This is a genomic window from Chryseobacterium sp. FR048, assembly GCF_056844665.1.
Map to the genome: position 1 here is coordinate 16,811 of NZ_JBXDSE010000018.1, position 23,109 is coordinate 39,919.

Below are 23,109 nucleotides of genomic sequence, written 5' to 3' on the forward strand. Positions count from 1 at the left end.
GCAACAAAACAAGCCCTACAATTTTTGTAGGGCCTGTTTTTAGTATAAATTAAGAGATTGCTGTCCATATTTAATCGGAAGATAATTATCAGCTAATTTCTTTATGACAAGATTTTCAAATATTTTGATGATTTCTGTAATAAGAGGAATGATTATTTCATAATCTTCAAAATTTGAAAGAGTTATATGATATTCACTTTCCTTGTTATGAACAATACAACATCTAATTCCATAAATAATTTCTGAAATTTTAGATATTGATAAATCCTGAAATCCTGAGATAATTTTTTTTTCTTTCAAAAAATCAATCACAGGTTGTCCGGTAACAGGAGTTAAGCTTGCTTGAATAGATGTTAGATCCGGTGTAAATATTTTTGAAAAATTTGTTTTGAATGAGTCTTTTTCTCCTTTTTTCATATTTTCAGATGCACCAATAAACTCTCTCACAAAAATTTTATTAGTTCCAACTCGAGATACCAATTCGACTAAGTATATTCTGTAAACAAGATATTCAAATGCGTGATATAGCCTTAAGAAGCGATTGATAATGTCTCTAGATTGATTAAGCTCATTAATCACATCATAGATATCAAAAAATTGATCATATTCCTTTGTAGGATCATAGACTAAGCCAGGATTTAAATTTGAATTCGAGTATTTTAATTTGTTATCAAGAATAAGAGATTTTCCATCATTTAAGAATGCTAAATATATAAAAGGGTAGTGTTTATCCTCTATGAATGGATCAGTTGCCTTATGAACTAAAATTCCTTTTAATTTATCTGTGGAAGATATAATATTAAAAAGATCATCTACTAAAGCAACTTGCGGTATTGTATAAGCCCTTACTAAAAATTCTTCAACCTGTTTCCAAATTACTTGATTTTCGATTTTATCTAGTTCAATAAAATCTGTGTTTTCAAAAAACGCTGAAGAAGAAACATAACTATAATCTGTATTAGAATAAGCAAAGCTTCTTACTTTCTTTTCAAATTTTGGTTGATTAAAATTTATAATGATTGGATCTCCTGTTATACTGTATGGTTGACTTAAAAAACCATCTCTATCTTGGATTCTAATTTCGTTAAGAGACTTTACAAATGTTTCAAAATTAACGGGTAGTCCTAAAGATATTAGTTTATGAAAACCATCTTCTATGTTTCCGTCTATTTCAACAAGATCAATTAAATCGGTGTTATTGAATCCTAAATAAGTATTGAGAGATAATATGATTTCACCTAAAAGTTCATTTCCGGTCATAACTAACTTTCTTTTACCATGTTAAATACTTCTCTCCATGTCTTGGGTTCTTCGTCCAAAAGGGAAGATGTGAATTCCATAACAACTTTTCTTATAAAGTTTCCGATATTGACTGATCTGCTCGACAATACATTATATTCGGATGTGAAGTCTTCAAGTTGTAGACCATTTTTTTCAATACTTTCTTGTAATCGGCGAAAAGTTTCTACGGTTTGTTCTTTTATTTGATTTCCTCCAAAATCTATATTTCTACCTATCGCAGCAAAAATCCCACTAAGTGATGTGTCTTTTGAAAACCATTCCTTACCTCCAGGATCTTTTATGTCAATAGTTTGATCAAGCTTATAAAGGTTGCCTAAAAAAAGATCTAAAAAATCTTTATTAAATACTTGGTCATATGCTGATTCTGAAGTATCACTAGTGTCTTTGAACTCTTCTTCAATGAGTTTTTCAGTAGATACTCTCACTGGTTTTCCTTCTACCATTGACTGTAGAGCAACAATCACTGAAGAGAACATAAAATGTCCTATATCTCTGTGTCCTCTTTTAATATCATTAGCCTGAGCATCCTTTTCTCTATAAAGTTTAATATTTGATTTTTCGTTATTAATAAGCTCAAAGAAATGAAGAAACAGAAGTTCAAACTGATGGGTTTTTGATACAGATTTTTGACCGGCGTTCAGCAATAACATTTTTTGAATAACTTCTTTTTCATTAAGACCAGCCCATACTATAAAGTAGATGTCGTATTTACTAAACAATTCTTCAATTTGTTCTATCTCTTTAGTTTCAATAAGGTCTTTTAGAAGTCTTGTTGACATAACCCCTGAATCAAAAAATAATGGATTGGCCTCTTTGAGCTTTCGTGCAAAGCTTCTGTAATCAATTTGATTATCTGCATATAGTTTTGAACTAATCAAATATGCCCATAATCGAAATGAGCGTTGTAGACCATCAAGAATTTCAGTATTTTGTAGGTCTATAGTTGCGTTTTGATTTTCTATGTCATCTAGGGTCTTTTCTCCATAAGTTAATGTGATTGTCGGAATGGGATCGCCGGCTTGTATTGTAGAGTACAGTTTATCCAAATATTGGTTTTTTACGATCCTACGTTGTATGGCATATTCATAAAAATTTTCTTTTAATTCTTCTAAATATTCTAACAAGCTTCCTTTACATAAGTACCAAGTTCTATGCTGTATCTCTTTCCTTTCAAGAATAGTTAATTTCATATTATTTAAAATATCAGTTAATTCTCTCACAAAGCTACCATATTACAACGAGTGACATATTGTAATTTTTATTTTGCCAAGGAGTTTTGCTAATATAAGTTTTTCATCATCAAAAAACTTCATTATCCTTAGGATTTTTATGTAGTTTTAAATTTTAATAACCGTGACCACCATGCTGATATATAAGGATGTATTAACTTTTGAAAATTAAAATATCATGTTTTATTATTCGATATTAAGTGCTGAAGATCAGGATCATTCTTAATTCTTTCCATTTCATGATCAATAATGTCCACAATATCCATCTTAATTCTCCTATAATTCATATCGATGGTTTGTTTCATGTGATCTTCACCATCATTATCCATAAAAGATAAAATCTCCGGGATTTTTATATAGTCATAAACTTCTTTAGCCACTTTTTCATTATCCACGACGATTTCCCCATGAAATATTTTCTGTTCAATACGTTCATCATAATTGTCTGATACTGATCCAACAAAGATTCCCTGTGTTAATGTTGAGATTTTAGAGGCGGGTATCAGGCTGTCTAATTGAGTAGATATAGAGGTTGATGTATCATTTCTATTGATGGTGATGCTTTGGCGCTTTTGTAGTACTTTTCCAAATCGTTCCGATAAATTTTTTGCTGTCTCTCCAACCACCTGACCACTAAAAATATTGCCTACAGTATTTTGAATAACCTTACTTTCTTTATCACCATAATCTCTTGTCAATTGAGAGAAATCCTGAAATCCCAGGCAAACAGCCACTTTATTACTTCTAGCTGTGGCAATAAGATTATCCAATCCTCTGAAGTAAATTGTAGGCAATTCATCAATGATTACTGAGCTTTTCAGCTGGCCTTTTTTATTGATAAGTTTTACAATTCTTGAATTGTATAATCCTAATGCTGCAGAATATATATTTTGGCGATCGGGATTATTACCTACACATACTATTTTTGGTTCTTGGGGGTTATTGATATCCAGTGAAAAATCGTCTCCAGTCATTACCCAGTACAACTGTGGAGATATCATACGCGACAGGGGAATTTTGGCAGAGGCAATCTGTCCCTGTAATTGATCTTGCGCGCCTCCTAGCCAAGCATCCATAAATGGAGATAGGTAATTTTCAAGATCTGGATATGATGTTAAAATCGTAAAGACATCAGCATATTTCTTATTCAGTAATTCAATAGCATGAGGAAAAGTACAATATTTACCTTGCTGGTACATCTTCAAAAACCAAATAATGGCTGCTAATAGGATGATTGGTGATTCCACAAAGAAATCTCCTTGTTTCTGAATCCAGCTTCGGTTCAGGTTAAGCATAATGGTGTAAGCGGCTTCATAAGCATCCGAAATGTCTGTCATAAATTTCGGATTTAAGGGATTACACCGGTGGCTTTTCCTTGGATCATCAAAATTAATCACATAGAATTTGGGACTTACTTTGTAATGGTCTTTATTTTTTAAGAGATGGTTATAAGCAATAATTGATAAGTCATCAAACTTAAAATCATAGATATACATTGCAAAACCTTTTTCGATGTGTTGCTTGATATAATTGTTGACAATGGCATATGATTTTCCTGAACCTGGTGTGCCCAGTACAAGAGTTGCTCTAAATGGATTCACTATGTTGATCCATCCGTGATTCCATTTTCCTTTATAATAAAATTTGCTCGGAAGATTGACAGAATATTCATTTTCAATCAATTTTGTTTCCTGCATAAAACTTTCGTTTTCATTGTTGAAAACGTCTTTCATTAAGTTATGATTGAGCAGTCGGTGCATCCAAACTCCAGCCATCAGCAAGCAGATATATCCGATACCGGTGCTAAAGATATAGAGAAGGTTAGCGATATAAGAATTAAGTTTCAATAAAAGAGTAGTGGGAAAATACAATATTGTTCCTAGTATTAAAACCCATAATATGTGAACCCATTTTATTTTTTCATTTTTTACACCTTTATTTCCCAAGCAGCTTAATGCTAATAACACTAACGAAAAGATCTTGGTATAGAGCGGGTGTGCAAATAATCCAGCAGTTCTATTGAAGTTAATCAGTATTTTACTAATGATTTCAAGCGTCCATTTTTTTTCTAAAAAGAAACCATAGGTAAACCAATAAAGATGCATGAGTACCAGTAAGATACTTACAGCTCTCATAAACCCAAGTATTTTGGCTAACCCTCTTAAGTCGTCTTCTCCTTGCATTGTTCGTATTTTGTTGAGTGAAATTAAATGCGGGAGGAACAGCCTTTTTTAAATGGCATCAAAGAGTAGCACTTGTCATAGAATTTCTTTCGGGATTAGTATTTTCTTCTTTTTCTTCTCATCTTCTTCATTCTGTTAGCAAAATCTAATTCTTCGTAATCCTCATGGTTTGTAGCAGTCAATATGCCGCCTAAAGCTTCAATAAAACTATTGTTTTGTTTTTCTGTAAGGTTTGTAAAATCAAAAAGAGGATGTGGGGCTTCATCCGAAATTGTAGTGGAGATAGAATATAAAGTAGGTGTTTGTTCAGTATAATACTGGTTATTTATATGAATCTGTTGATCTTGCCACAAACTATTAAAAGTATTAGCAGAAAATTCTTTTCCTAGTCGTGATCCATTCCATACTGACTGAGATCTATGATCAATAAAAGTTATTCCATATATCCTGTGTTCATTATTTCTTCTTATGACTACCTCTATATTCTTCTTCTTCAGAGATTGTATAAAATCTGTTTCCTTAGTAGTGGATTTTATAGCAGATGTGATTAAGGATTTGAGATGATCTTTTAATTTTTGATTTTTAAAGAATACCGTGTGGGTTGTAAAGAGTTTTTCTAAAGTAGATAATCCAGCATTTTTTCCAAAGAGAGAAGATTTAAATGAATGTTGGACTTTATTTCCCTTATCATCTACTATCCTGTAATGAAGTCCATGTTTTACCTCTTCTTTTAATCGAATTTCAAATTTTTCAGCAGTAATGTTATATAGAGAAAGTAAAGCATTGTATTCTCCTAATGTCTGAAATTTATAATGTTTTGGTAAATGACGAACGATAGATGAGATCTGACTTTTCACATTTCCTTTATGATGGTTTACTGCGTTGAAAATTTTTTCATTTTTTTGTTCATCTCTTCCCATAGCGGGTAGCAGGTTGTATGAATTTTCAATTGTACGGCAGGCCTTCATGGATTTGATTTTCTCAAATTTATCTGAAATTTTCCTGCCATTCCCATCGATGCATACTGAAACAATATGCATATGCACTCTTTCAATATCTGTATGTTTGAACACAATATAAGGCTGATCCGGATAACCCATTTCCAACATATAATCTTGTGCTATAGCTTTATAATCTTCGTTGGTAAGCCTATCTTTTGGATCAGGATTGAGAGAAATATGCAGAACAAATTTCTCAGTATTTCGGTTGGCAATAACATGGGAATCAAAAGACTTGGCTAATTGAGAAACTGAATAGACACCATCTTTTGTTTCAATCATATTATTCATTAATAGTATTTGTCCACTTTTATTTTCGACTTTAAGATAATTATAGGCTAATGCTCCGTATAAATTGCTACTCCGTCCAATCTTAGCGATCATTTTTATAGGTTTTTATTTAGATGTTTTCCTTCAAATTCATAGATTAATTCAATAATTTTTTTACATAAAAATGACAGTTCAGCAGTTTGTTTTTCCAATGTAAAAAGCAGAGTTGCGGCCTTCCTTTCTGTCAGGCTTGTATATAATTGCTTAACTAATTGATTGTAGTTGACACCAATAGCCCTAAACTGACTGTGAAAATTAGTAAGCCTCATATAAAAATCGATGGTTCCTTTATCAACTTTTATGGTCTTAATTGTATTTTGAAAAATGCAGGACATGATAAAATGAGCTTTTACCTGCATTCCCGATTGATCAAAAAGTGCAAGAAATTTTGCGTGTTCTTCCTGATTAAATGAAATCGAATACCTGATAATAGCAGGATCTGCTTTAGGTTTACGTCCTGTCTTTTTTAAGCTTTTTTTATGGTTTTCATTCATGATTATATTTCCATTTTTATCTGTGAAAACTCTGACTTTGGAAGATGTTTTAGCTCCCTGCAAGGGCAAGTTGTTTTGAGCATCAGAAAATGTTTCGAGATGCTCAAAACACAACTTGCCGTGTTCATGTGAACACCCATTTTTATATCTGATAATTTAAATCAGAAAAGAAATAGGTTGTGTACGTCCTACTATCTTATATACTTCAAAGTTTTCTTCAGGGTGATTTTTAATAGATAACAAAGTAAAATATTAAAAACTGTATTGCTGTATTATCTCTCAATGCCAAACCTATCCTATAGCGTGTCAAATTGGACAGTGAATCTGGAATCATTCTTTTGAATTACTTCATTTGTATCAGGTTTTATGATTGTATTTAAAAATGTAGAGGAATCAAAGGTTAAAAGAATCTGTAGGGGAGGATGGTTGGTAATGAAAGCAATATGTTCTAAAAATATAAAAGTGTACAAATGTAAAAGCGGCCCTATATATTTTTATCTCTATTTATTCTCAGGAATATCTCTTCTTTTTTTTGAATACATCAAGTTATAAGACAAGTCTTGTATGGCATTTTCTATATGGATATCCCTAATGTTATATATCCATAATCGTGTAGAATTATATACAATGATACAGAACGATATAACTATAAATTTTTAAAAAATGGAAATAAACAAAAAAATCTTAAAAGTGGGTTTTTCAACCCAAAAAGGCGGAGTTGGCAAATCAACGATGACCACTATTTTGGCAAGTGTACTTCATTACAGGTTAGGTTACAATGTAATGGTTTTGGACTGTGACTTTCCACAGCACAGTTTATTTCAGATGCGCGAACGTGATAAAAATACGGTTATGCAGAATGATTATCACAAAAAGGCAGCAATGAAACAATTTAAGGAAATCAATAAAAAGGCTTATTCTATCATCAAGTGTAAAGCAGAAAATGCTCTGGAGGTCGCATCGGAGCAAATAGCTCAACTTCCAACAAAACCTGATATTATTTTTTTTGATTTACCTGGAACAGCTAATACAAAAGGGGTTTTGACTACGTTAAAAGCACTTGATTTTATCTTTTCACCCATTACTGCAGATAGACTGGTGGTTGAAAGTACGTTAAGTTTCTCCAAAGCATTTTTAGGTCTTCCTGATACTGAATATAATACCGAACAGGAACTTTGGTTATTTTGGAATCAAGTTGATGGACGTGAGAGGACAGGTGTTTATGAAGCCTACCAGGCAGTAATTGATGAACTTGCTTTACCAATTATGAAATCTAGAATTATGGACAGTAAAAGGTTTAGAAAAGAAGGAGAAAATACAAGTACTTATATTTTCAGATCGACCTTGCTTCCTGCAGATCTACATTTAATGAAGATGACTAAAATGAAAGATTTCACAGAAGAGTTTTTAAAAATTATCAAACTTTAAAAGGATGCTTATGATTTCTGAGAAAAAAGGTGATGAATTTGAAAAGCGAGCAGTAGACGAAGACTATCTGATGAATATTATTAGCGGTGACCACCCAGTGGTGGTTGCTATCAAAGATAATCAGGAAATACCTAAAAAAAATAATGCCAAAGAAAAGATCCGTCATACTGCAGTTTTAAAAAAAGAAAACTATGAAGATTTTTTCCTTACTAATAGATTTCCATCGGGGCGTAATGGGAAAGTGATCTACATAAGACCTGAATATCACGAAAGATTACTTCGAATTGTTCAGTTATCAAGGGAGGAAAGAACAACATTATACTCTTATATTGATAATATCCTAGAACTTCATTTTCGAGAATACGGTGATGATATCACGAACTATTTTAATCAACACTTCAAACCTATTTTATAAATTATGGAAATTATTATTGTATTATGCCTGCTGGTTGTCATTTATTTGCTTTTGCAAGATCGAATTATTCTGAAGAAGACAATTAGTACTAAGATTAGTATGGAAAGCCTAGATCCAGAAACGTCTGATACTGATATAATAGGAAGGCCAAAAATATGGGATGGCCAAAACATCTTTACAGATCTAAGCAAAACGGATGAAAATGATGAAAAATTTTTTGATGTCCCGCCGGACTTTGAAGAAGAAGAAGAGGACTGGAGAAAATCCAGTATGAATCGTTCCGAGCAAAATTTAGCTCAAGGAGTTACTTTTGAGGAATTGAGTTTTATAGATGATTTCTTACACGATAAAATAAAAAATAGAACCCCAGAACCATCTCTTGTTTCTGTTGTTCATAAAATACATGGAACAGAGCTACATCATCTATTGGAAAACTCAATACGCGGAGCTTCTGAGAAAATAACAGAGCTAATAGAAAAGAGCTTGAATAATTCGGCGCAACAAAGCTCTATAATTTCTGATAAAAATGATTTACAAAATTTTGACATTAGGGAGTTTATTTAACTTCCTAATGTCATTCCATTTCCTATTTTCAGATTATAAGTCCAAATTCATCGGCAATATCTCTTACAAGCTTTGAGTGAATTCTTTGGTGAAAATTGTCTGGATTTAAAAAGTTTCCCACAATAAGTTCTTTAATTTCCAATTCAGAACTGAAAATACTCTTTTTACCTATTTTAAATGACTGATATAGATCTGAAATTGTTGTATTACAGTATATATGAGAATTCTTAATCACTGCTTCTGCAATATCTTTATGATATCTGTATCGATCATTGAGAGCAAAAACCTCAAGATTTTTTTTTGCTTTTTTTGCTAGTGGATCAGTTGCTTTAACTTTATCACATAATACCATTTTTAATTCAAAATCAGCGCCGGAAACCAGAAAGTCAACGGCATTTACTTTCGTTCTGAATTGATACACTTTATCAATGGAATCGATAAAAGGGTGAAGGTGTGTTTTGTGAGAAAAAAGCTTACTACCTTTCAAAGCGCCTGAGTTGCATAAAGCACAACTTGGCACCAAATTGTAGAAAGACAGCGCAAAGAAAGGATACTTATCTTTTTTGAGAAAGTGATCAAATTGAGGGCGAGACTTCATCCTCTTATTTTTAATTGTGTAGGTAAAGTTGCAGTTACAATAAGGACAAGTATTCATTTTAAGCCTTTTAGCATGTCTATATGCTACTGCACCATTATCCTTTTTTACGAATGAAACACTATCGAGATTATAATTAAACACGGTAAATATTTTTGCTTTAAACCATGCATTTACCTTAGTTTTTGCCAATGTTGGATGATTGGCTTGATAGTTCGCTTTAGCGGCCTGAATTTCGGGTTCCAGCCTAATGGCTATATCTTCTAATTCGTGTGGTTTACCTATTATAATGTTAAGAAGATCAGCTTTAATCAAATCCATAAGATTTTTTAGTTCATCTCCTGCTGGCCAAATATTTAGATTGTGTAGAAGATTCATTTCTTTTTCAATATCATGATAAAATGTCATCGCCATTTTATCTAAATCAATTAAGTTGTGAGGAATTTTAATCATAACAGTTACTTTTTCTTTTGTGCTTTAGCTTGTGTGCTTTTTAGCTCTGCTTCAACCTCTAGTATACGTTTTTTCAGAATTTCAAGTTCTTCACGAAGCCCAAATTTTTCCTGCCACATATCTTGTAGTTTCTTTCTTAAAATGGGTTCACCGATATTGTCGATGATAATTTTATAGTTTTTATTTGGATCTTTTGTTTTTGGGTTATTAATAAATTCAATGATCTTATTAATCTTCTCTTTGGCATATTCGCCAATAAGCACACCTTCCAGATAAAAAGAGTCAGAGAATAACGTGTGAATATTTGCGGCAAAGGTACTCTCGATCGTATTATCTTTATTTAAGAAAACCGAACGATCATTTCTAGCCTTTTGGCTATATAGAATGTTACTTTTTAAAAGGTCTGAGGTAAGAAATGGAGTATTTGATGTAAAGATGATTTGAATGCGATGATCTTTAAAACTTTCACTTAAAAAAGAAAGAGTATTTTTAAAGAACTTTCTTTGCCACTCGGGATGATAACCTGTATCTCCTTCATCGATCATTATAAAAAGATCTTTCTTTAATGGATTTGATTTATCATAAACCAGCGAATAAAATCTGGACATAAATGACAAATAAGATTGTTCACCCGAACTTAATGACCGCCATCTGAAATTTAGGAATGGAGTCATTCCCTTCACTTTTATGTAATGCTGCTGGAATGTTCTGAAATCATCTTCTGATTCTGAATCAATTTTTAAATATGCTTCACCTTCTTCTGTCACGTACAATTTTTTGTTTTCAAGAAAAGTTGAAACAACGCTTATAAACATGTTTACATCCAATGAAAGTTGATGCAATCTTGGAATTTGAATGTCTAGTTTGTGGTCTTCATCCCAGTAGGAAACATTATACATTGAATTAAAAAAGCGTATAATGTAATCATCTCGGTTTTCTTCATCTTTGATTGGGACTTGGTGATAGTAAGGATTATTTACCGTATAATTTCTTTCCGTAATTAAAAAATTAATAAACATGGCTTCAAGGAGATGGCTTATAAATCCTAGTCCAATATCCTCATATTGAGGCGCTCTTTGGTCGAGTTCCTTTATTAATTCATTAATTTCGCTATAGTTACTATTTTCTACAAAATATTTTTTCTCACTATTCTCAATCTTTATATATAAATACTGAGGTTTTTTGAACGGTAGTTCGACATGAGAATGGGTAATGAGTACGATAGCTTGTAGTACTTCTTGAAGATGCAGAAACTCCAAGTCGGTTGTTCTGGCAAGTAGATCAAGTTGATTTTGTAGGGAATAATTGTTTTGCAACAGCCGCTCGCGTTCTTTTTGTAACATCGAAGATGTAGAAATATTCATTAGACCTTCCCAATCTTTATGGTCTTCATTAAATTCAAGTAAATATTGGTAATAGATAAATGTGCAATTGCTTTCCGAAATATCCCGATAGTCTTTGTATAATTTTTTCTTAAAAATAAATTCAGTTTTATTCTCCAGTTTAAAAGGCATTGATTTAGGTGCTGCAATATAATACATTTCATTACCTTGACTGTCAAAAGTTGAATAAACAAAAAGGTCATTCTTGATTCTGGTACTTACTCCTTTAGGTAGATTATTTTTTATATATCGAAGTACATTTGATTTTCCTGCTCCGTTTCTTCCAATAATAGCGTTGACATTTGTAATGTTTTCTTCTTCAATGTAGTCATCAACATATTCTTCATTATATCTTATTCTTAAGACCTGTTGGTTATCAATTTTATTTAATTCGATGAGGAATCTGTCGGATAGGTTGACACCTGTATTTTTTAAACTGTGATATTCTTTTATCCAGAGGTAATGTAATTGCATTGGTTATTAATTTTCGAGTCACAATATAGCGATTTAACTTTTTAAAGCGTCAGAAATTGCTTATAAAGTACATTGATAGTCAAGCACTGCCTACCAACACCATTTATTGAACATGGAGTCCTTTCTAAGAGACATTTGTTGCTGATTCTCACAGCGTGTGAGATACAGTAACAATTTATGTCTTTTATTATGCAAAAACTTAAAGAAAAATTATGCGTACCGATTTTGGTAATCTTATCCAGTGTTCCTTTGTATGGACAGGGTAACGGTTCAGCTGGAATCAATGAAGCCACCCAGATGGTCACATCCTATTTTGAGCCTGCTACGCGGCTCATTTATGCCATCGGTGCTGTGGTGGGGCTTATTGGCGGGGTCAAAGTGTATAACAAATTCAGCAGTGGTGATCCTGACACCAGCAAAACTGCAGCGAGCTGGTTTGGTGCCTGTATCTTCTTGATTGTTGCAGCCACGATCTTACGCTCATTCTTCCTTTAAAATTGGTGATTATGAATACCTATCATATCAACAAAGGAATAGGAAGAACGGTTGAGTTCAAAGGATTGAAAGCACAGTACCTGTTCATTTTTGCAGGAGGATTATTAGGAATACTTGTATTGGTAATGATCATGTATATGGCAGGAGTCCATACATACATCTGTCTTTTTCTTGGTAGTATAAGTGCTGGCCTTCTGATCTGGCAGACCTTCTCCCTGAATAATAAGTACGGAGAACATGGACTGATGAAATTGGGTGCTAAAAAAAGGCATCCCGACTACATTATCAATCGAAAATCAGTATCCCGATATCTAAAAGTCAACTCCAAAAAATCAGCAGCATGAGAAATCGATCAAAAACGACAACGTTGGAGAATAAGTTTCCCTTGCTTGCAGTGGAAGAGAATTGTATCATTTCAAAAGATGCTGATGTTACGGTTTGTTTTAAGGTGAGACTTCCTGAGCTTTTTACAGTTGCATCTGCGGAATATGAGGCTATTCATTCAACCTGGTTTAAGGCGGTAAAAACATTACCTGATTACAGTATTGTTCATAAGCAGGACTGGTTTATGAAGGAGAACTATCGTCCAGATCTAACAAGCAATGAGCAAAGTTTTCTATCGAAATCTTTTGAGCGGCACTTTAACGAAAGGCCTTTTCTAAATCATTACTGTTATCTTTTTATTACAAAGACGACGAAGGAAAGAATGAAAATGCGGAGTAATTTTTCATCATTGTGTAAGGGTATTTTGATTCCCAAGGATCTTAGAGATGAAGAAGTGATCAGCAAATTTATGGAATCGGTCGATCAGTTTGAAAGGATCATGAATGACAGTGGATATGTATTTCTTGAAAAGATGAGCGCTGATGAGATCACGGGAAAGGAAAAGCAGTCCGGCTTGCTTGAGCAATACCTTACTTTATCCAGAGAAGCGAATCCTTCTTTACAGGATTTAAACTTGGGTGCAGAAGAAATGCGTATTGGTAGCAACAGAATTAGTATGCATACGCTTTCCGATACAGATGATTTACCAGGAACTGTTTCATCACACAGCCGATATGAAAAGTTAAGTACTGACCGAAGTGACTGCCTGCTTTCATTTGCATCTCCGGTTGGATTACTGCTCAGCTGCAATCATATCTACAACCAGTATCTGTTTATTGATAACAGTGATGAAAACCTGAACAAGTTTGAAAAATCTGCCAGGAATATGCATTCTCTGGCGAGATACAGCAGAGCGAATCAAATTAATAAGGAATGGATTGAAAAATATCTTAACGAAGCTCATTCGTTTGGACTTCAATCGATTCGTGCCCATTTCAACGTCATGTCATGGTCAGATCATCCAGCAGAACTTAAACAGTTGAAAAACGATACAGGAAGTGCATTGGCACTGATGGAATGCAAACCCAGACATAATACCACCGATACGGCAACCTTGTACTGGGCAGGTATTCCTGGAAATGCAGGAGATTTTCCGAGTGAGGAGAGTTTTTACACTTTTATAGAGCCTGCATTGTGTTTTTTCACGGAGGAGACCAATTACCAAAATTCACCTTCTCCATTTGGAATTAAGATGGCTGATAGGCTTACCGGAAAACCTATTCATCTGGATATTTCAGATCTCCCTATGAAGCAAGGGATCATTACCAACCGTAATAAATTTATTCTAGGACCTTCAGGGAGCGGGAAATCATTCTTTACCAATCATATGGTCAGGCAGTATTATGAACAGGGCGCTCATGTTCTATTGGTTGATACCGGGAATTCATATCAGGGGCTCTGTGAGCTCATCAAAGGAAAAACAAGAGGAGAGGACGGTGTATATTTTACCTATACTGAAGATAATCCAATCGCTTTTAATCCTTTTTATACCGATGACGGAATCTTTGATATTGAGAAAAGAGAAAGTATCAAAACACTCATTCTAACCTTATGGAAAAGAGATGATGAACCACCGACCCGCTCAGAAGAGGTAGCCTTATCCAATGCAGTCAGCGGATATATTGAGCAGATTAAAAACAATGCTCAAAACCCTTCCTTTAATGGATTTTACGAGTACGTTAAAAATGATTATCAAAAGGTTTTGGAACAGAAGAAAGTCAGGGAAAAAGATTTTGACATTGCCAATTTCCTTAATGTCCTTGAGCCTTATTATCGGGGAGGAGAGTATGACTACCTCCTGAATTCAGATAAGCAGCTTGATCTTCTGTCCAAAAGGTTCATCGTTTTTGAGATTGATGCCATCAAGGATCATAAAATCCTGTTTCCTATTGTGACCATTATTATCATGGAAGTCTTTATCAATAAAATGCGAAGATTGAAAGGAATCCGAAAACTTATCCTCATTGAAGAAGCTTGGAAAGCAATCGCCAAAGAGGGGATGGCAGAGTACATCAAATACCTGTTCAAGACAGTAAGAAAATTCTTTGGGGAAGCCATTGTGGTGACTCAGGAAGTCGATGATATCATTCAGTCACCGATTGTGAAGGAAAGTATTATCAATAATTCAGACTGTAAAATCCTTTTGGATCAGCGAAAGTACATGAACAAGTTTGATGATATCCAGGCTATGCTTGGGCTGACCGATAAAGAAAAAGCTCAGGTACTTTCGATCAACATGAATAATGATTCTAAAAGACAGTATAAAGAGGTTTGGATCGGTTTGGGAGGAACCCATTCTGCTGTATATGCAACTGAAGTATCCACAGAAGAGTATTTGGCTTATACAACGGAAGAAACTGAAAAAATGGAGGTTATGAATCTGGCCTCAGAACTTGATGGTAATGTAGAGCATGCTATCAAGAGGATTACTCTTAAGAGAATCAAATCGAACCCTACAAAAAAATAAATCATCAAAAAATTTACGACAATGAAAAATCTAATCATGACCACAATGATGGTATTTACTATTTCGATATCATCATTTGTAAAGGGACAATTTGTAGTAACGGATCCTGCAAACCTTGCATCAGGCATTTTAAATTCTGCCAATGAAATTGTACAGACTTCATCCACAGTCTCGAATGTGGTTAAAAACTTTAATGAAGTAAAAAAGGTGTACGAACAGGGAAAGGAATATTACGATAAACTTAAAGCAGTAAATAATTTGGTCAAAGATGCACGTAAGGTGCAGCAGACTGTTTTATTGGTCGGAGATGTTTCTGAAATGTATGTCAATAATTTCGGGAAGATGCTCAATGATCCCAATTTCAATGCGCAGGAGCTGACTGCTATTGCCAATGGTTATTCTACTTTACTGAATGAGAGTACAGAACTGCTTAAAGAACTGAAGCAGATTGTGACTTCTACCAATTTGTCATTGAATGACAAAGAGAGAATGGATGTGATTGACAGGGTATACAAGGAGGTAAAAGATTATCATAATCTGGTAAGATATTACACCAATAAAAATATCTCTGTCAGTTATCTGAGAGCGAAAAAGCAGAATAATACCCAAAGGGTTTTGAATCTATACGGAACCGCTAATCAAAAATATTGGTAAGATGGAGCCTAACAATCTACATGAAGTTCTGCGTTCGGTATATGACGAAATGATGCCGTTATGTGCAGATATGGCCGCTGTGGCAAAAGGAGTTGCCGGCCTGGGAGCATTGTTTTATGTGTCAATTAAGGTTTGGCAGGCATTAAGCCGCGCTGAACCCATCGATCTCTTTCCCATGTTAAGACCATTTGCCATTGGCATCTGCATTATGTTTTTCTCAACAATTGTACTGGGAAGCATCAACGGAATATTGAGTCCGGTTGTAAAGGGAAGTAATTCTATGCTGGAAGGCCAGATCCTTGATCTTAATGAACTTCAGCAAAAGAAAGATCTTCTTGAAAGAGAGGCAATGCTCAGAAATCCCGAAATGGCTTATCTGATTTCAGATGAAGAATTTGATAAAAAACTGGAAGAGCTTGGATGGTCTCCATCAGATCTGATGACCATGTCAGGGATGTATCTCGAAAGAGAAATGTTTGCCATCAAAAAAGACATCAGGGATGGTTTTCGTGAGTTTTTAGAAATACTGTTTCAGGCAGCTGCATTAGTCATCGATACCATTAGGACCTTCTTTTTGATTGTTCTGTCTATTCTCGGACCCATTGCATTTGCAATATCCGTTTGGGATGGTTTTCAATCAACGCTCACCCAATGGCTCACCCGGTATATCAGTGTTTATTTATGGCTACCTTTTGCAGATATGTTCAGTACAATTCTTGCAAAGATCCAGTCTCTGATTATTGAAAAAGACATTGAGATGTTAGCGGATCCGAACTTCATTCCCGACACTTCAAATACCGTCTATATCATTTATATGATCATTGGAATCATAGGGTATTTCACAGTACCAACCGTCACGGGATGGGTAATACAAGCTGGCGGAGCAGGGAATTTTATGCGCAATGTCAATCAAACGGCACAAAAGTCTGGAAATATCGCAGGAGCAGCTGCAGGATCAGCCAGCGGTAATATTTCAGGAAGATTATTGAAATAATTAAAATCATAACACAATGGAATTTAAAACTTTAAGAAATATAGAATCCAGTTTTAAACAAATCAGGTTGTTCACTTTTGTATTTATCCTCTTGTGCTTTGGGGTGGTGGGATTGGTGGTTTATCAATCGTACAGCTTTGCGGAAGAACAGAGGCAAAAGATCTATGTGCTGGATAACGGCAAATCGCTGATGGTCGCCTTATCTCAGGATATGTCCATTAATCGGCCTGTTGAGGCCAGGGAACATGTTAGGCGTTTTCATGAATTGTTCTTCACCATAGCTCCCGATAAAAATGCTATTGAAAGCAATGTCAAAAGAGCCTTTAACCTGGCTGATCAGTCCGCCTTTAACTACTATAAAGATCTTTCGGAGAAAGGATATTACAACAGGATAATCAGTGGGAATATACAGCAAAGAATTGAAGTGGACAGTGTTGTTGCGGACTTTGATACTTATCCGTACGGAGTTAAAACTTTTGCCCGTCAGTTTATCATTCGTTCAAGTAATCTGACTATCCGAAGTTTGGTGACGAACTGCTCCCTTGTCAATTCAGTTCGATCTGACAGCAATCCTCAGGGATTTACGATTGAAAAGTTCAATGTGGTTGAAAATAAAGATTTGGAAACTGTTAACCGATAAACCTCGAACTATGAAAAAACTAAGAATTGCAATAGATCTGTGTATTGAAAAAGCTGAATTACAATGGAAGGCTTTACCCCAAAAACGACAAATTTTTCTGACGAAGATGTTTTTTACGGTATATGTACTTCTCACGTTATTGGCCATACTTCAGATCTGGCTAAAAGATTCGGGAGAGGTGAATGTTTTTCCCATTGGTCATATCAGTACAATTGCTAAACAGAAGAAAATCCAGAAAGAACCTGTGAAGTCAGGGATTAATCCTCAAAATAAAAATTCTTATGAGCAATCAGAATAAAGAAAGTATCAGAATTACTGAAGGTAGCTCCAATCTACCTGCAGAACTTTTGCAACAAAAGCTAAAGTTTGAAAATATCAAAAAGCCAATCATTTATTTTTTAATGACAGTTATTTGTACAGGATGTTTATATCTCATCTTTAAGCCCAATGAAGAAAAGAATACAATTAAAGATGTAGGCTTTAATTCAGCCATTCCTCAAGCTGCAGATGATAAACTGCCGTCAGATAAACAAAAAGCGTATGAGCAGCAGTTGTTGGAACAAAAAAACGAAGAAAAGAAAAATGCGCTGACCAACCTTTCTGATTATTGGAATGATTCCGCTTCTCAGGGCTCAAGTAACAATATCCTGCATTTATCTGAAGATTCAGGAGCCAGTAGCGGCAGCCAGAATTCCATCAATAGCTATCGGAATGCACAGCAAACACTGAGTGCCTTTTACAGTAGAGATGATCAGGAAGTTGGTCATCTGAAAAGAGAAATTCACAGATTAAAAACAGAAGCCTCGCAGAAAGATGCAGCTCCTGCGGAAACAACGATCAATGATCAATTGGAACTTATGGAGAAGTCCTATCAGATGGCTGCAAAATACTTCCCCGTGGCCACTAAAAATGAAGACTCAGATACAAAGAAGCCATTAGAAACGGTAGAAGAAGAGAATAAGATTAAGGTAGAGATGGTACAATCCGTGAATCGTAGCATGATTTCAAGTCTTTATCGTGAGCCTTCAGACAGTGTTTTCTTGTCAAGAATCAGCAGTAAAAGGTTTTTAGGGTTCCAAGATGCTGAAAAAAGTGTGGCGCAGCAGCATCGTAGCAATGTTCGTGCTGTTATTCATGAAACAAAAATGATGGTGGCTGAGCAAATGCTTTCGGTTCGTCTTACAGAATCTATGCAGATTGGAAAGACCCTTATTCCAGAAGGAACTATCTTAAAAGCTGTTGGTAAACTTCAGAGTGGGAGATTACAACTGAATATTTCCAGTATTGGTTATCTGGGACATATAATTCCTGTAGATATGACCATTTACGATCATGACGGACAGCCAGGCTTGTATATACCTTATTCTCCTGAACAAAATGCAGTAAAAGATATTGCGTCCAATATGAGCCAAAATTCAGGAACCAACATTCTGATGACTCAGTCAGCCGGACAGCAGGTTGCTTCAGATCTCAGCAGAGGATTGATTCAAGGTGTGTCCGGATATTTTCAAAAGAAAATAAGAATTCCTAAAGTAACCGTCAAAGCGGGTCATGAGGTTTTTCTGGTTCCAAAAAAATAAATAATCCATTAATACTACAAACAATGACAATACAACTTAAAATATATTTTTCAATGTTCTTGATCTTGCTAACCAGTTGTAAGATTAAAGCTCAGGACCACTCAGGTTTTGCCTCGTTACATGAGGCTAGGCTTGAACCTTTTAAAATGGAGATTACGTATAATAAAACAAGCCATCTCTTATTTCCCTCACCGATTCGATATGTTGATTTAGGGAGTGAAAATCTGGTTGCCAATAAAGCAGAAGATATTGCGAATGTACTGAGGATAAAATCTACGGTACGCAATTTTGAAGATGAGACTAACTTTTCAGTCATAACGGAAGATGGGAAATTTTACAATTTTGATGTGTTTTACAGTTCCTATCCGGATACTCTAAGTTATGATCTCATGAAGTTAGAGCGTACCCATGAAAAAGAGCATTCTACTGATGTTTTATTTGAGGAGTTAAAAGGAGAGTCATCATCAATGAATGAATTGATAATGAAAACCCTTTATAAGATTCCGAGGAGAACAGTAAAACATATAGGATCTAAAAGTTTTGGAGTCCAACTCCTGTTAAAGTCGCTATATGTTTATGAAGGTAAATTTTATTTTATTCTACAGATTAAAAACAAAAGCAATATCTCTTATGAAGTTGATTTTTTAAGCTTTAAGATTGTCGATAAAAAAAACTTAAAAAGAACAGTGGTTCAGGAAAAAGTGCTTTCACCTTTACGAACATATGAAGCATTAGCACAGATTGACCATCAATCTGAAGGAAAAGTTCTTTATATGTTGGATCAGTTTACGCTGTTGGATGATCAGGTATTAGAAATAGAACTGATGGAGAAAAATGGCGGACGGCATCAGAAAATTCATGTTGAAAATTCAGATCTGATTCATGCTGAAGTTGTTAATAATGTTCATCTCAAACTCAAGTAACATGCTGAAATTACTATACATCACCATTTTACTTTTAATGAGTAAAACAGTTGAGGCACAGAGAATGATTCCCGGGCAAAAAGGAATAGAAATCAATATTGGATTTTTAAAGAAAGAAATTTCAGACCATTATTTCTTCAATTTGGAATATATCAACTATTCTCAAAAAGGCAATTACAGCATTTTTGGTTTTGAGTATGGGTTCAACTCAATTCGCTACAGCACAATTAAGGTTCCAGTAGAAAATTACAGTATTGATGCGGGATATAGTTTCAATCTGATGGCAGATCATAAAAAAAGAGTGATGCTCAACGCAACGTTATCTGCAATAGGAGGCTATGAAAATATTAACAATGGGGAACGGATCCTTTACGATGGAGCTGAGGTTCTTAATGAGTCATCTTTTATATATGGAGGCAGCAGCAGGGTCGGTTTGGAGGCTTATTTATCAGATCACTTGGTTGTTTTGTTTTTCGGAAGAGTAAAATATCTTTTTGGTACTTCTCTGGATCGGATAAGACCTTCGATGGGTGTGGGGCTAAGGTTTAATTTTTAATACATAGAATATGAAAAAGTTAATCAATATTTCAAAGCGAATGATTAGTATTTTATACATTGTTCCTATTTTAATTCTGTCAGAAATATTTTTATCATCTTGTTCTGAAGATGAAATTGAAGTGAAGCAGAACTATCCCTTTGAGGTCTTTATATTGCCTGTTCCAAAGGATATTGCGAAGAATGAAACAGTTGAAATTAGGATAAAAATATTACCTACTGGAAATTTCATAGAAAATAAATACTTTTTGCGCTACTTTCAATCTGATGGCAAGGGAGAACTGAGGTATTTTAATGATTTGCTTTATCAACCGAATGATTCCTATATTCTTTCGCAAAAAGATTTTAGATTATATTACACTTCAACATCTGACGTTTCTCAATCTTTTACCCTGTGGATTTATGATAGTTTCGGTAATGAAAAAGAGATCGAGTTTCAGTTTGATAATAAAAATTAAAAAGGGTAGAGGTCAAAATTTTGACCTCTTTTCCTTTATTTCACCACAGTTAAGGTCACGAAAAATAGTTATTGCGAATATTATTGATATTCAATAGATTTGAATACGATCAGATTCAAATCTACAATGAAGAGATCATCAATAAAAACTAAAACCAATTTATAGTATGGAAAAGAAAACTTCCTTAATCAACTGTCATGCTCATATTTTTACGGGTGATCATGTTCCTCCTTATTTAGCCAAAACATTTCTGCCATGGCCTTTGTATTATATTTTGTCTCTATCAATAATTGTTAGAGGATTTAGATTCTATTTTACCACTCTCGAGAAATACAGGTTTAAACCAAGATACAAGCGCATTGAAGCTTTATTGTATCATGTCAAAATTCAGGCTAGCAGAACAATTGTTGGAAAGATAGCAGCTATTTTATTAGGAGTACTTTTAGCAATAAATGTGTTTTACATTCTGTATGATTGGATTAGTTTGATCGGCTTTTCGCCTTCAATGTTAGGCAAAGAACTCCTTACGATAAGGTCTTTTTTGGGTTCTTATCATGTTATACAAAATTTCCAATCACTTTACGTCCAGATTATATTGGTTCTTATTTTTTTGATCCTCTTTAAAAGTGGTAGAAATTTTATTTTTTTTATTCTAAAAAAGATCTATGCTTTTTTAGGAATTCTTCCAGGAAAGCAGACCAAAGAACTTTTGGAGAGGTATTTAAATATTGGAAGGTATGCCTTTCATAGACAACAAAGTTCAACCTATATGGATCTTAGAGACCAATACCCTAAAAATACAGGGTTTGTTATCCTTCCAATGGATATGGAGTATATGGATGCCGGGCAGTTAAAAAAGGGTAGTGGTTATCTTGATCAGATGGCGGAACTTGTTGATTTGAAAAAAAATAAAGAGTTTTCGGATTTTGTTTTTCCTTTTGTATTTGCGGATCCGAGACGTTTTGAGGAGCAGAGAGATTATTTTAGATGGCAGATTACAAATAATAGTGTTGAACTGTTGGATTGTTATGTGAAAGAATATATTGTAGACCATCATTTCAGTGGATTTAAGATTTATCCCGCTTTAGGATATTATCCATTTGACGAAAGGCTATTGCCTTTATGGAAATATGCTGCTGATCATGATTTACCAATCATGACTCACTGTATAAAGGGAACTATTTTTTACAGAGGAACTAAAAAAAAGGAATGGGACAGACATCCTATTTTTCAGCAAAATATTGGAAGTGAACTTTATGAACCGCTTTTACTGAAACAAACTAAGAATATTGATTTTATAAACAATTTCACACATCCGTTAAACTATTTATGTTTACTTGATGAAACGTTTCTGAGAAAAGTGGTGAAGGATGCGAAAGATCCTAAAATTCGTGAGTTATTTGGTTATACTAATGAAGAGACTGAGCTCACCTGTGATTTAAGCAAACTAAAGATTTGTTTTGCACATTATGGAGGAGATGACGAATGGAAGAGGTTTCTCGAAATGGAACGCTATGATTTCAGCAAACAAATCATCACAAATCCGGATAGGGGCATTAAGTTTTTTCCAAAGAAAAATGAAAAGACAACTCCTGGGAAAATGGAGCAATTGTGGAAATATGTTGATTGGTATTCCCTTATTTCAAGTATGATGTTACAATATGAAAATGTGTATGCAGATATCAGCTATATTGTACATAGCGATGACATCCATCCTTTACTGAAGCACTCTTTAAAGAATGTAAAACTTAAGGATAAAATACTTTTTGGTACTGATTTTTATGTTGTAAGAAATCATAAAACTGAAAAGTATATGCTAGCGGAATGCTATCATAACCTTGGGGATGCAGAGTTAGAAACGATTGCTTATAGTAATCCTAAACGCTTTTTGTTCAATAGTATTCATGGTGATATTAAAATTTAAAAGATGGGGATCAATTTCCATTTTAATGGCAGGAAGATAATGACATTTAATTAGTATTGATAGACTATAAGAAATAGTCCACTATAGGTTGCAATATTTTTGATATACATTAAAAATGGTATCAAATGTATTGCGCAATATTCTGGCAAAAAGATGGTCACAATGATAATTGTGGTCATCTTTTTGCA

At 34.2% G+C, this 23,109-nt stretch carries 22 protein-coding genes; 15 read left to right on the forward strand and 7 right to left on the reverse strand.

Going from position 1 to position 23,109, the window contains the following annotated elements; translation table 11 throughout:
* Positions 1 to 39: 39 nt before the first annotated feature.
* The 5 genes from AC106K_RS27660 to mobA form a co-directional block, all read right to left on the reverse strand.
* Positions 40 to 1,260 carry a hypothetical protein gene (locus AC106K_RS27660; protein ID WP_482403438.1) on the reverse strand — a complete coding sequence of 407 codons (1,221 nt, stop codon included), beginning with the start codon at positions 1,258 to 1,260 and terminating at the stop codon, positions 40 to 42.
* A gap of 2 nt (positions 1,261 to 1,262) precedes the next feature.
* A complete protein-coding gene (locus AC106K_RS27665) occupies positions 1,263 to 2,492 on the reverse strand; it encodes a hypothetical protein (RefSeq protein WP_482448840.1) in 1,230 nt (409 codons plus the stop codon).
* Positions 2,493 to 2,707: 215 nt separating this feature from the next.
* Positions 2,708 to 4,714 (reverse strand): conjugal transfer protein MobC, encoded by a 2,007-nt coding sequence (mobC, locus tag AC106K_RS27670; protein ID WP_482448841.1) that lies wholly within the window; start codon positions 4,712 to 4,714, stop codon positions 2,708 to 2,710.
* Positions 4,715 to 4,809: 95 nt separating this feature from the next.
* Complete coding sequence (gene mobB / locus AC106K_RS27675; RefSeq protein WP_482448843.1) at positions 4,810 to 6,096, reverse strand: conjugal transfer protein MobB; 1,287 nt, start codon at positions 6,094 to 6,096, stop codon at positions 4,810 to 4,812.
* A 2-nt stretch (positions 6,097 to 6,098) separates the two neighbouring features.
* Positions 6,099 to 6,536: a conjugal transfer protein MobA gene (gene mobA, locus AC106K_RS27680; RefSeq protein WP_482448845.1), complete on the reverse strand. Its 438-nt coding sequence runs from the start codon at positions 6,534 to 6,536 to the stop codon at positions 6,099 to 6,101.
* 663 nt (positions 6,537 to 7,199) lie between these two features.
* On the opposite strand from mobA, the gene AC106K_RS27685 reads away from it, so the two are divergent.
* The 3 genes from AC106K_RS27685 to AC106K_RS27695 are packed head-to-tail and all read left to right on the forward strand — an operon-like array spanning position 7,200 to position 8,943.
* Complete coding sequence (locus AC106K_RS27685) at positions 7,200 to 7,964, forward strand: ParA family protein (RefSeq protein WP_482403442.1); 765 nt, start codon at positions 7,200 to 7,202, stop codon at positions 7,962 to 7,964.
* A gap of 10 nt (positions 7,965 to 7,974) precedes the next feature.
* Positions 7,975 to 8,379, forward strand: coding sequence for a DUF3408 domain-containing protein (locus tag AC106K_RS27690; RefSeq protein WP_482448847.1), 405 nt, complete (start codon positions 7,975 to 7,977; stop codon positions 8,377 to 8,379).
* Between the two features lie 3 nt (positions 8,380 to 8,382).
* A complete protein-coding gene (locus AC106K_RS27695) occupies positions 8,383 to 8,943 on the forward strand; it encodes a hypothetical protein (protein WP_482448848.1) in 561 nt (186 codons plus the stop codon).
* Between the two features lie 28 nt (positions 8,944 to 8,971).
* On the opposite strand, the gene AC106K_RS27700 is transcribed toward AC106K_RS27695, so the two are convergent.
* Together AC106K_RS27700 and AC106K_RS27705 are read right to left on the reverse strand one after the other, a co-directional pair.
* Complete coding sequence (locus AC106K_RS27700) at positions 8,972 to 9,991, reverse strand: hypothetical protein (protein ID WP_482448849.1); 1,020 nt, start codon at positions 9,989 to 9,991, stop codon at positions 8,972 to 8,974.
* Between the two features lie 5 nt (positions 9,992 to 9,996).
* Positions 9,997 to 11,847 carry an OLD family protein gene (locus tag AC106K_RS27705; protein ID WP_482448851.1) on the reverse strand — a complete coding sequence of 617 codons (1,851 nt, stop codon included), beginning with the start codon at positions 11,845 to 11,847 and terminating at the stop codon, positions 9,997 to 9,999.
* 189 nt (positions 11,848 to 12,036) lie between these two features.
* On the opposite strand from AC106K_RS27705, the gene AC106K_RS27710 reads away from it, so the two are divergent.
* The 12 genes from AC106K_RS27710 (at position 12,037) to AC106K_RS27765 (ending at position 22,921) form a co-directional block, all read left to right on the forward strand.
* The gene (locus tag AC106K_RS27710; protein ID WP_482448853.1) at positions 12,037 to 12,342 is read left to right on the forward strand and encodes a DUF4134 domain-containing protein; all 306 of its coding nucleotides are present in this window, start codon (positions 12,037 to 12,039) and stop codon (positions 12,340 to 12,342) included.
* Between the two features lie 11 nt (positions 12,343 to 12,353).
* A complete protein-coding gene (locus AC106K_RS27715; RefSeq protein WP_482448855.1) occupies positions 12,354 to 12,686 on the forward strand; it encodes a DUF4133 domain-containing protein in 333 nt (110 codons plus the stop codon).
* Complete coding sequence (locus AC106K_RS27720) at positions 12,683 to 15,193, forward strand: TraG family conjugative transposon ATPase (RefSeq protein ID WP_482448857.1); 2,511 nt, start codon at positions 12,683 to 12,685, stop codon at positions 15,191 to 15,193. Before AC106K_RS27715 ends, AC106K_RS27720 begins: the two co-directional genes overlap by 4 nt.
* A gap of 21 nt (positions 15,194 to 15,214) precedes the next feature.
* Positions 15,215 to 15,847: a DUF4141 domain-containing protein gene (locus AC106K_RS27725; protein WP_482448859.1), complete on the forward strand. Its 633-nt coding sequence runs from the start codon at positions 15,215 to 15,217 to the stop codon at positions 15,845 to 15,847.
* A 1-nt stretch (position 15,848) separates the two neighbouring features.
* Positions 15,849 to 16,841 carry a conjugative transposon protein TraJ gene (gene traJ, locus AC106K_RS27730; protein WP_482448860.1) on the forward strand — a complete coding sequence of 331 codons (993 nt, stop codon included), beginning with the start codon at positions 15,849 to 15,851 and terminating at the stop codon, positions 16,839 to 16,841.
* Positions 16,842 to 16,857: 16 nt separating this feature from the next.
* Positions 16,858 to 17,481, forward strand: a complete 624-nt coding sequence (gene traK, locus AC106K_RS27735) for a conjugative transposon protein TraK (RefSeq protein WP_482448861.1) — start codon at positions 16,858 to 16,860, stop codon at positions 17,479 to 17,481.
* A 10-nt stretch (positions 17,482 to 17,491) separates the two neighbouring features.
* A complete protein-coding gene (locus AC106K_RS27740) occupies positions 17,492 to 17,779 on the forward strand; it encodes a hypothetical protein (RefSeq protein ID WP_482448863.1) in 288 nt (95 codons plus the stop codon).
* Positions 17,763 to 19,061 (forward strand): conjugative transposon protein TraM, encoded by a 1,299-nt coding sequence (traM, locus tag AC106K_RS27745; RefSeq protein ID WP_482448865.1) that lies wholly within the window; start codon positions 17,763 to 17,765, stop codon positions 19,059 to 19,061. Before AC106K_RS27740 ends, traM begins: the two co-directional genes overlap by 17 nt.
* Before the next feature lie 23 nt (positions 19,062 to 19,084).
* A complete protein-coding gene (gene traN, locus AC106K_RS27750) occupies positions 19,085 to 19,984 on the forward strand; it encodes a conjugative transposon protein TraN (protein WP_482448867.1) in 900 nt (299 codons plus the stop codon).
* A 1-nt stretch (position 19,985) separates the two neighbouring features.
* The gene (locus AC106K_RS27755; protein ID WP_482448869.1) at positions 19,986 to 20,540 is read left to right on the forward strand and encodes a conjugal transfer protein TraO; all 555 of its coding nucleotides are present in this window, start codon (positions 19,986 to 19,988) and stop codon (positions 20,538 to 20,540) included.
* Between the two features lie 10 nt (positions 20,541 to 20,550).
* Positions 20,551 to 20,997 carry a DUF3872 domain-containing protein gene (locus tag AC106K_RS27760; protein WP_482448871.1) on the forward strand — a complete coding sequence of 149 codons (447 nt, stop codon included), beginning with the start codon at positions 20,551 to 20,553 and terminating at the stop codon, positions 20,995 to 20,997.
* Positions 20,998 to 21,163: 166 nt separating this feature from the next.
* Entirely contained in the window at positions 21,164 to 22,921 is a 1,758-nt protein-coding gene (locus AC106K_RS27765) for an amidohydrolase family protein (protein WP_482448872.1), read from the forward strand.
* Positions 22,922 to 23,109 lie beyond the last annotated feature (188 nt).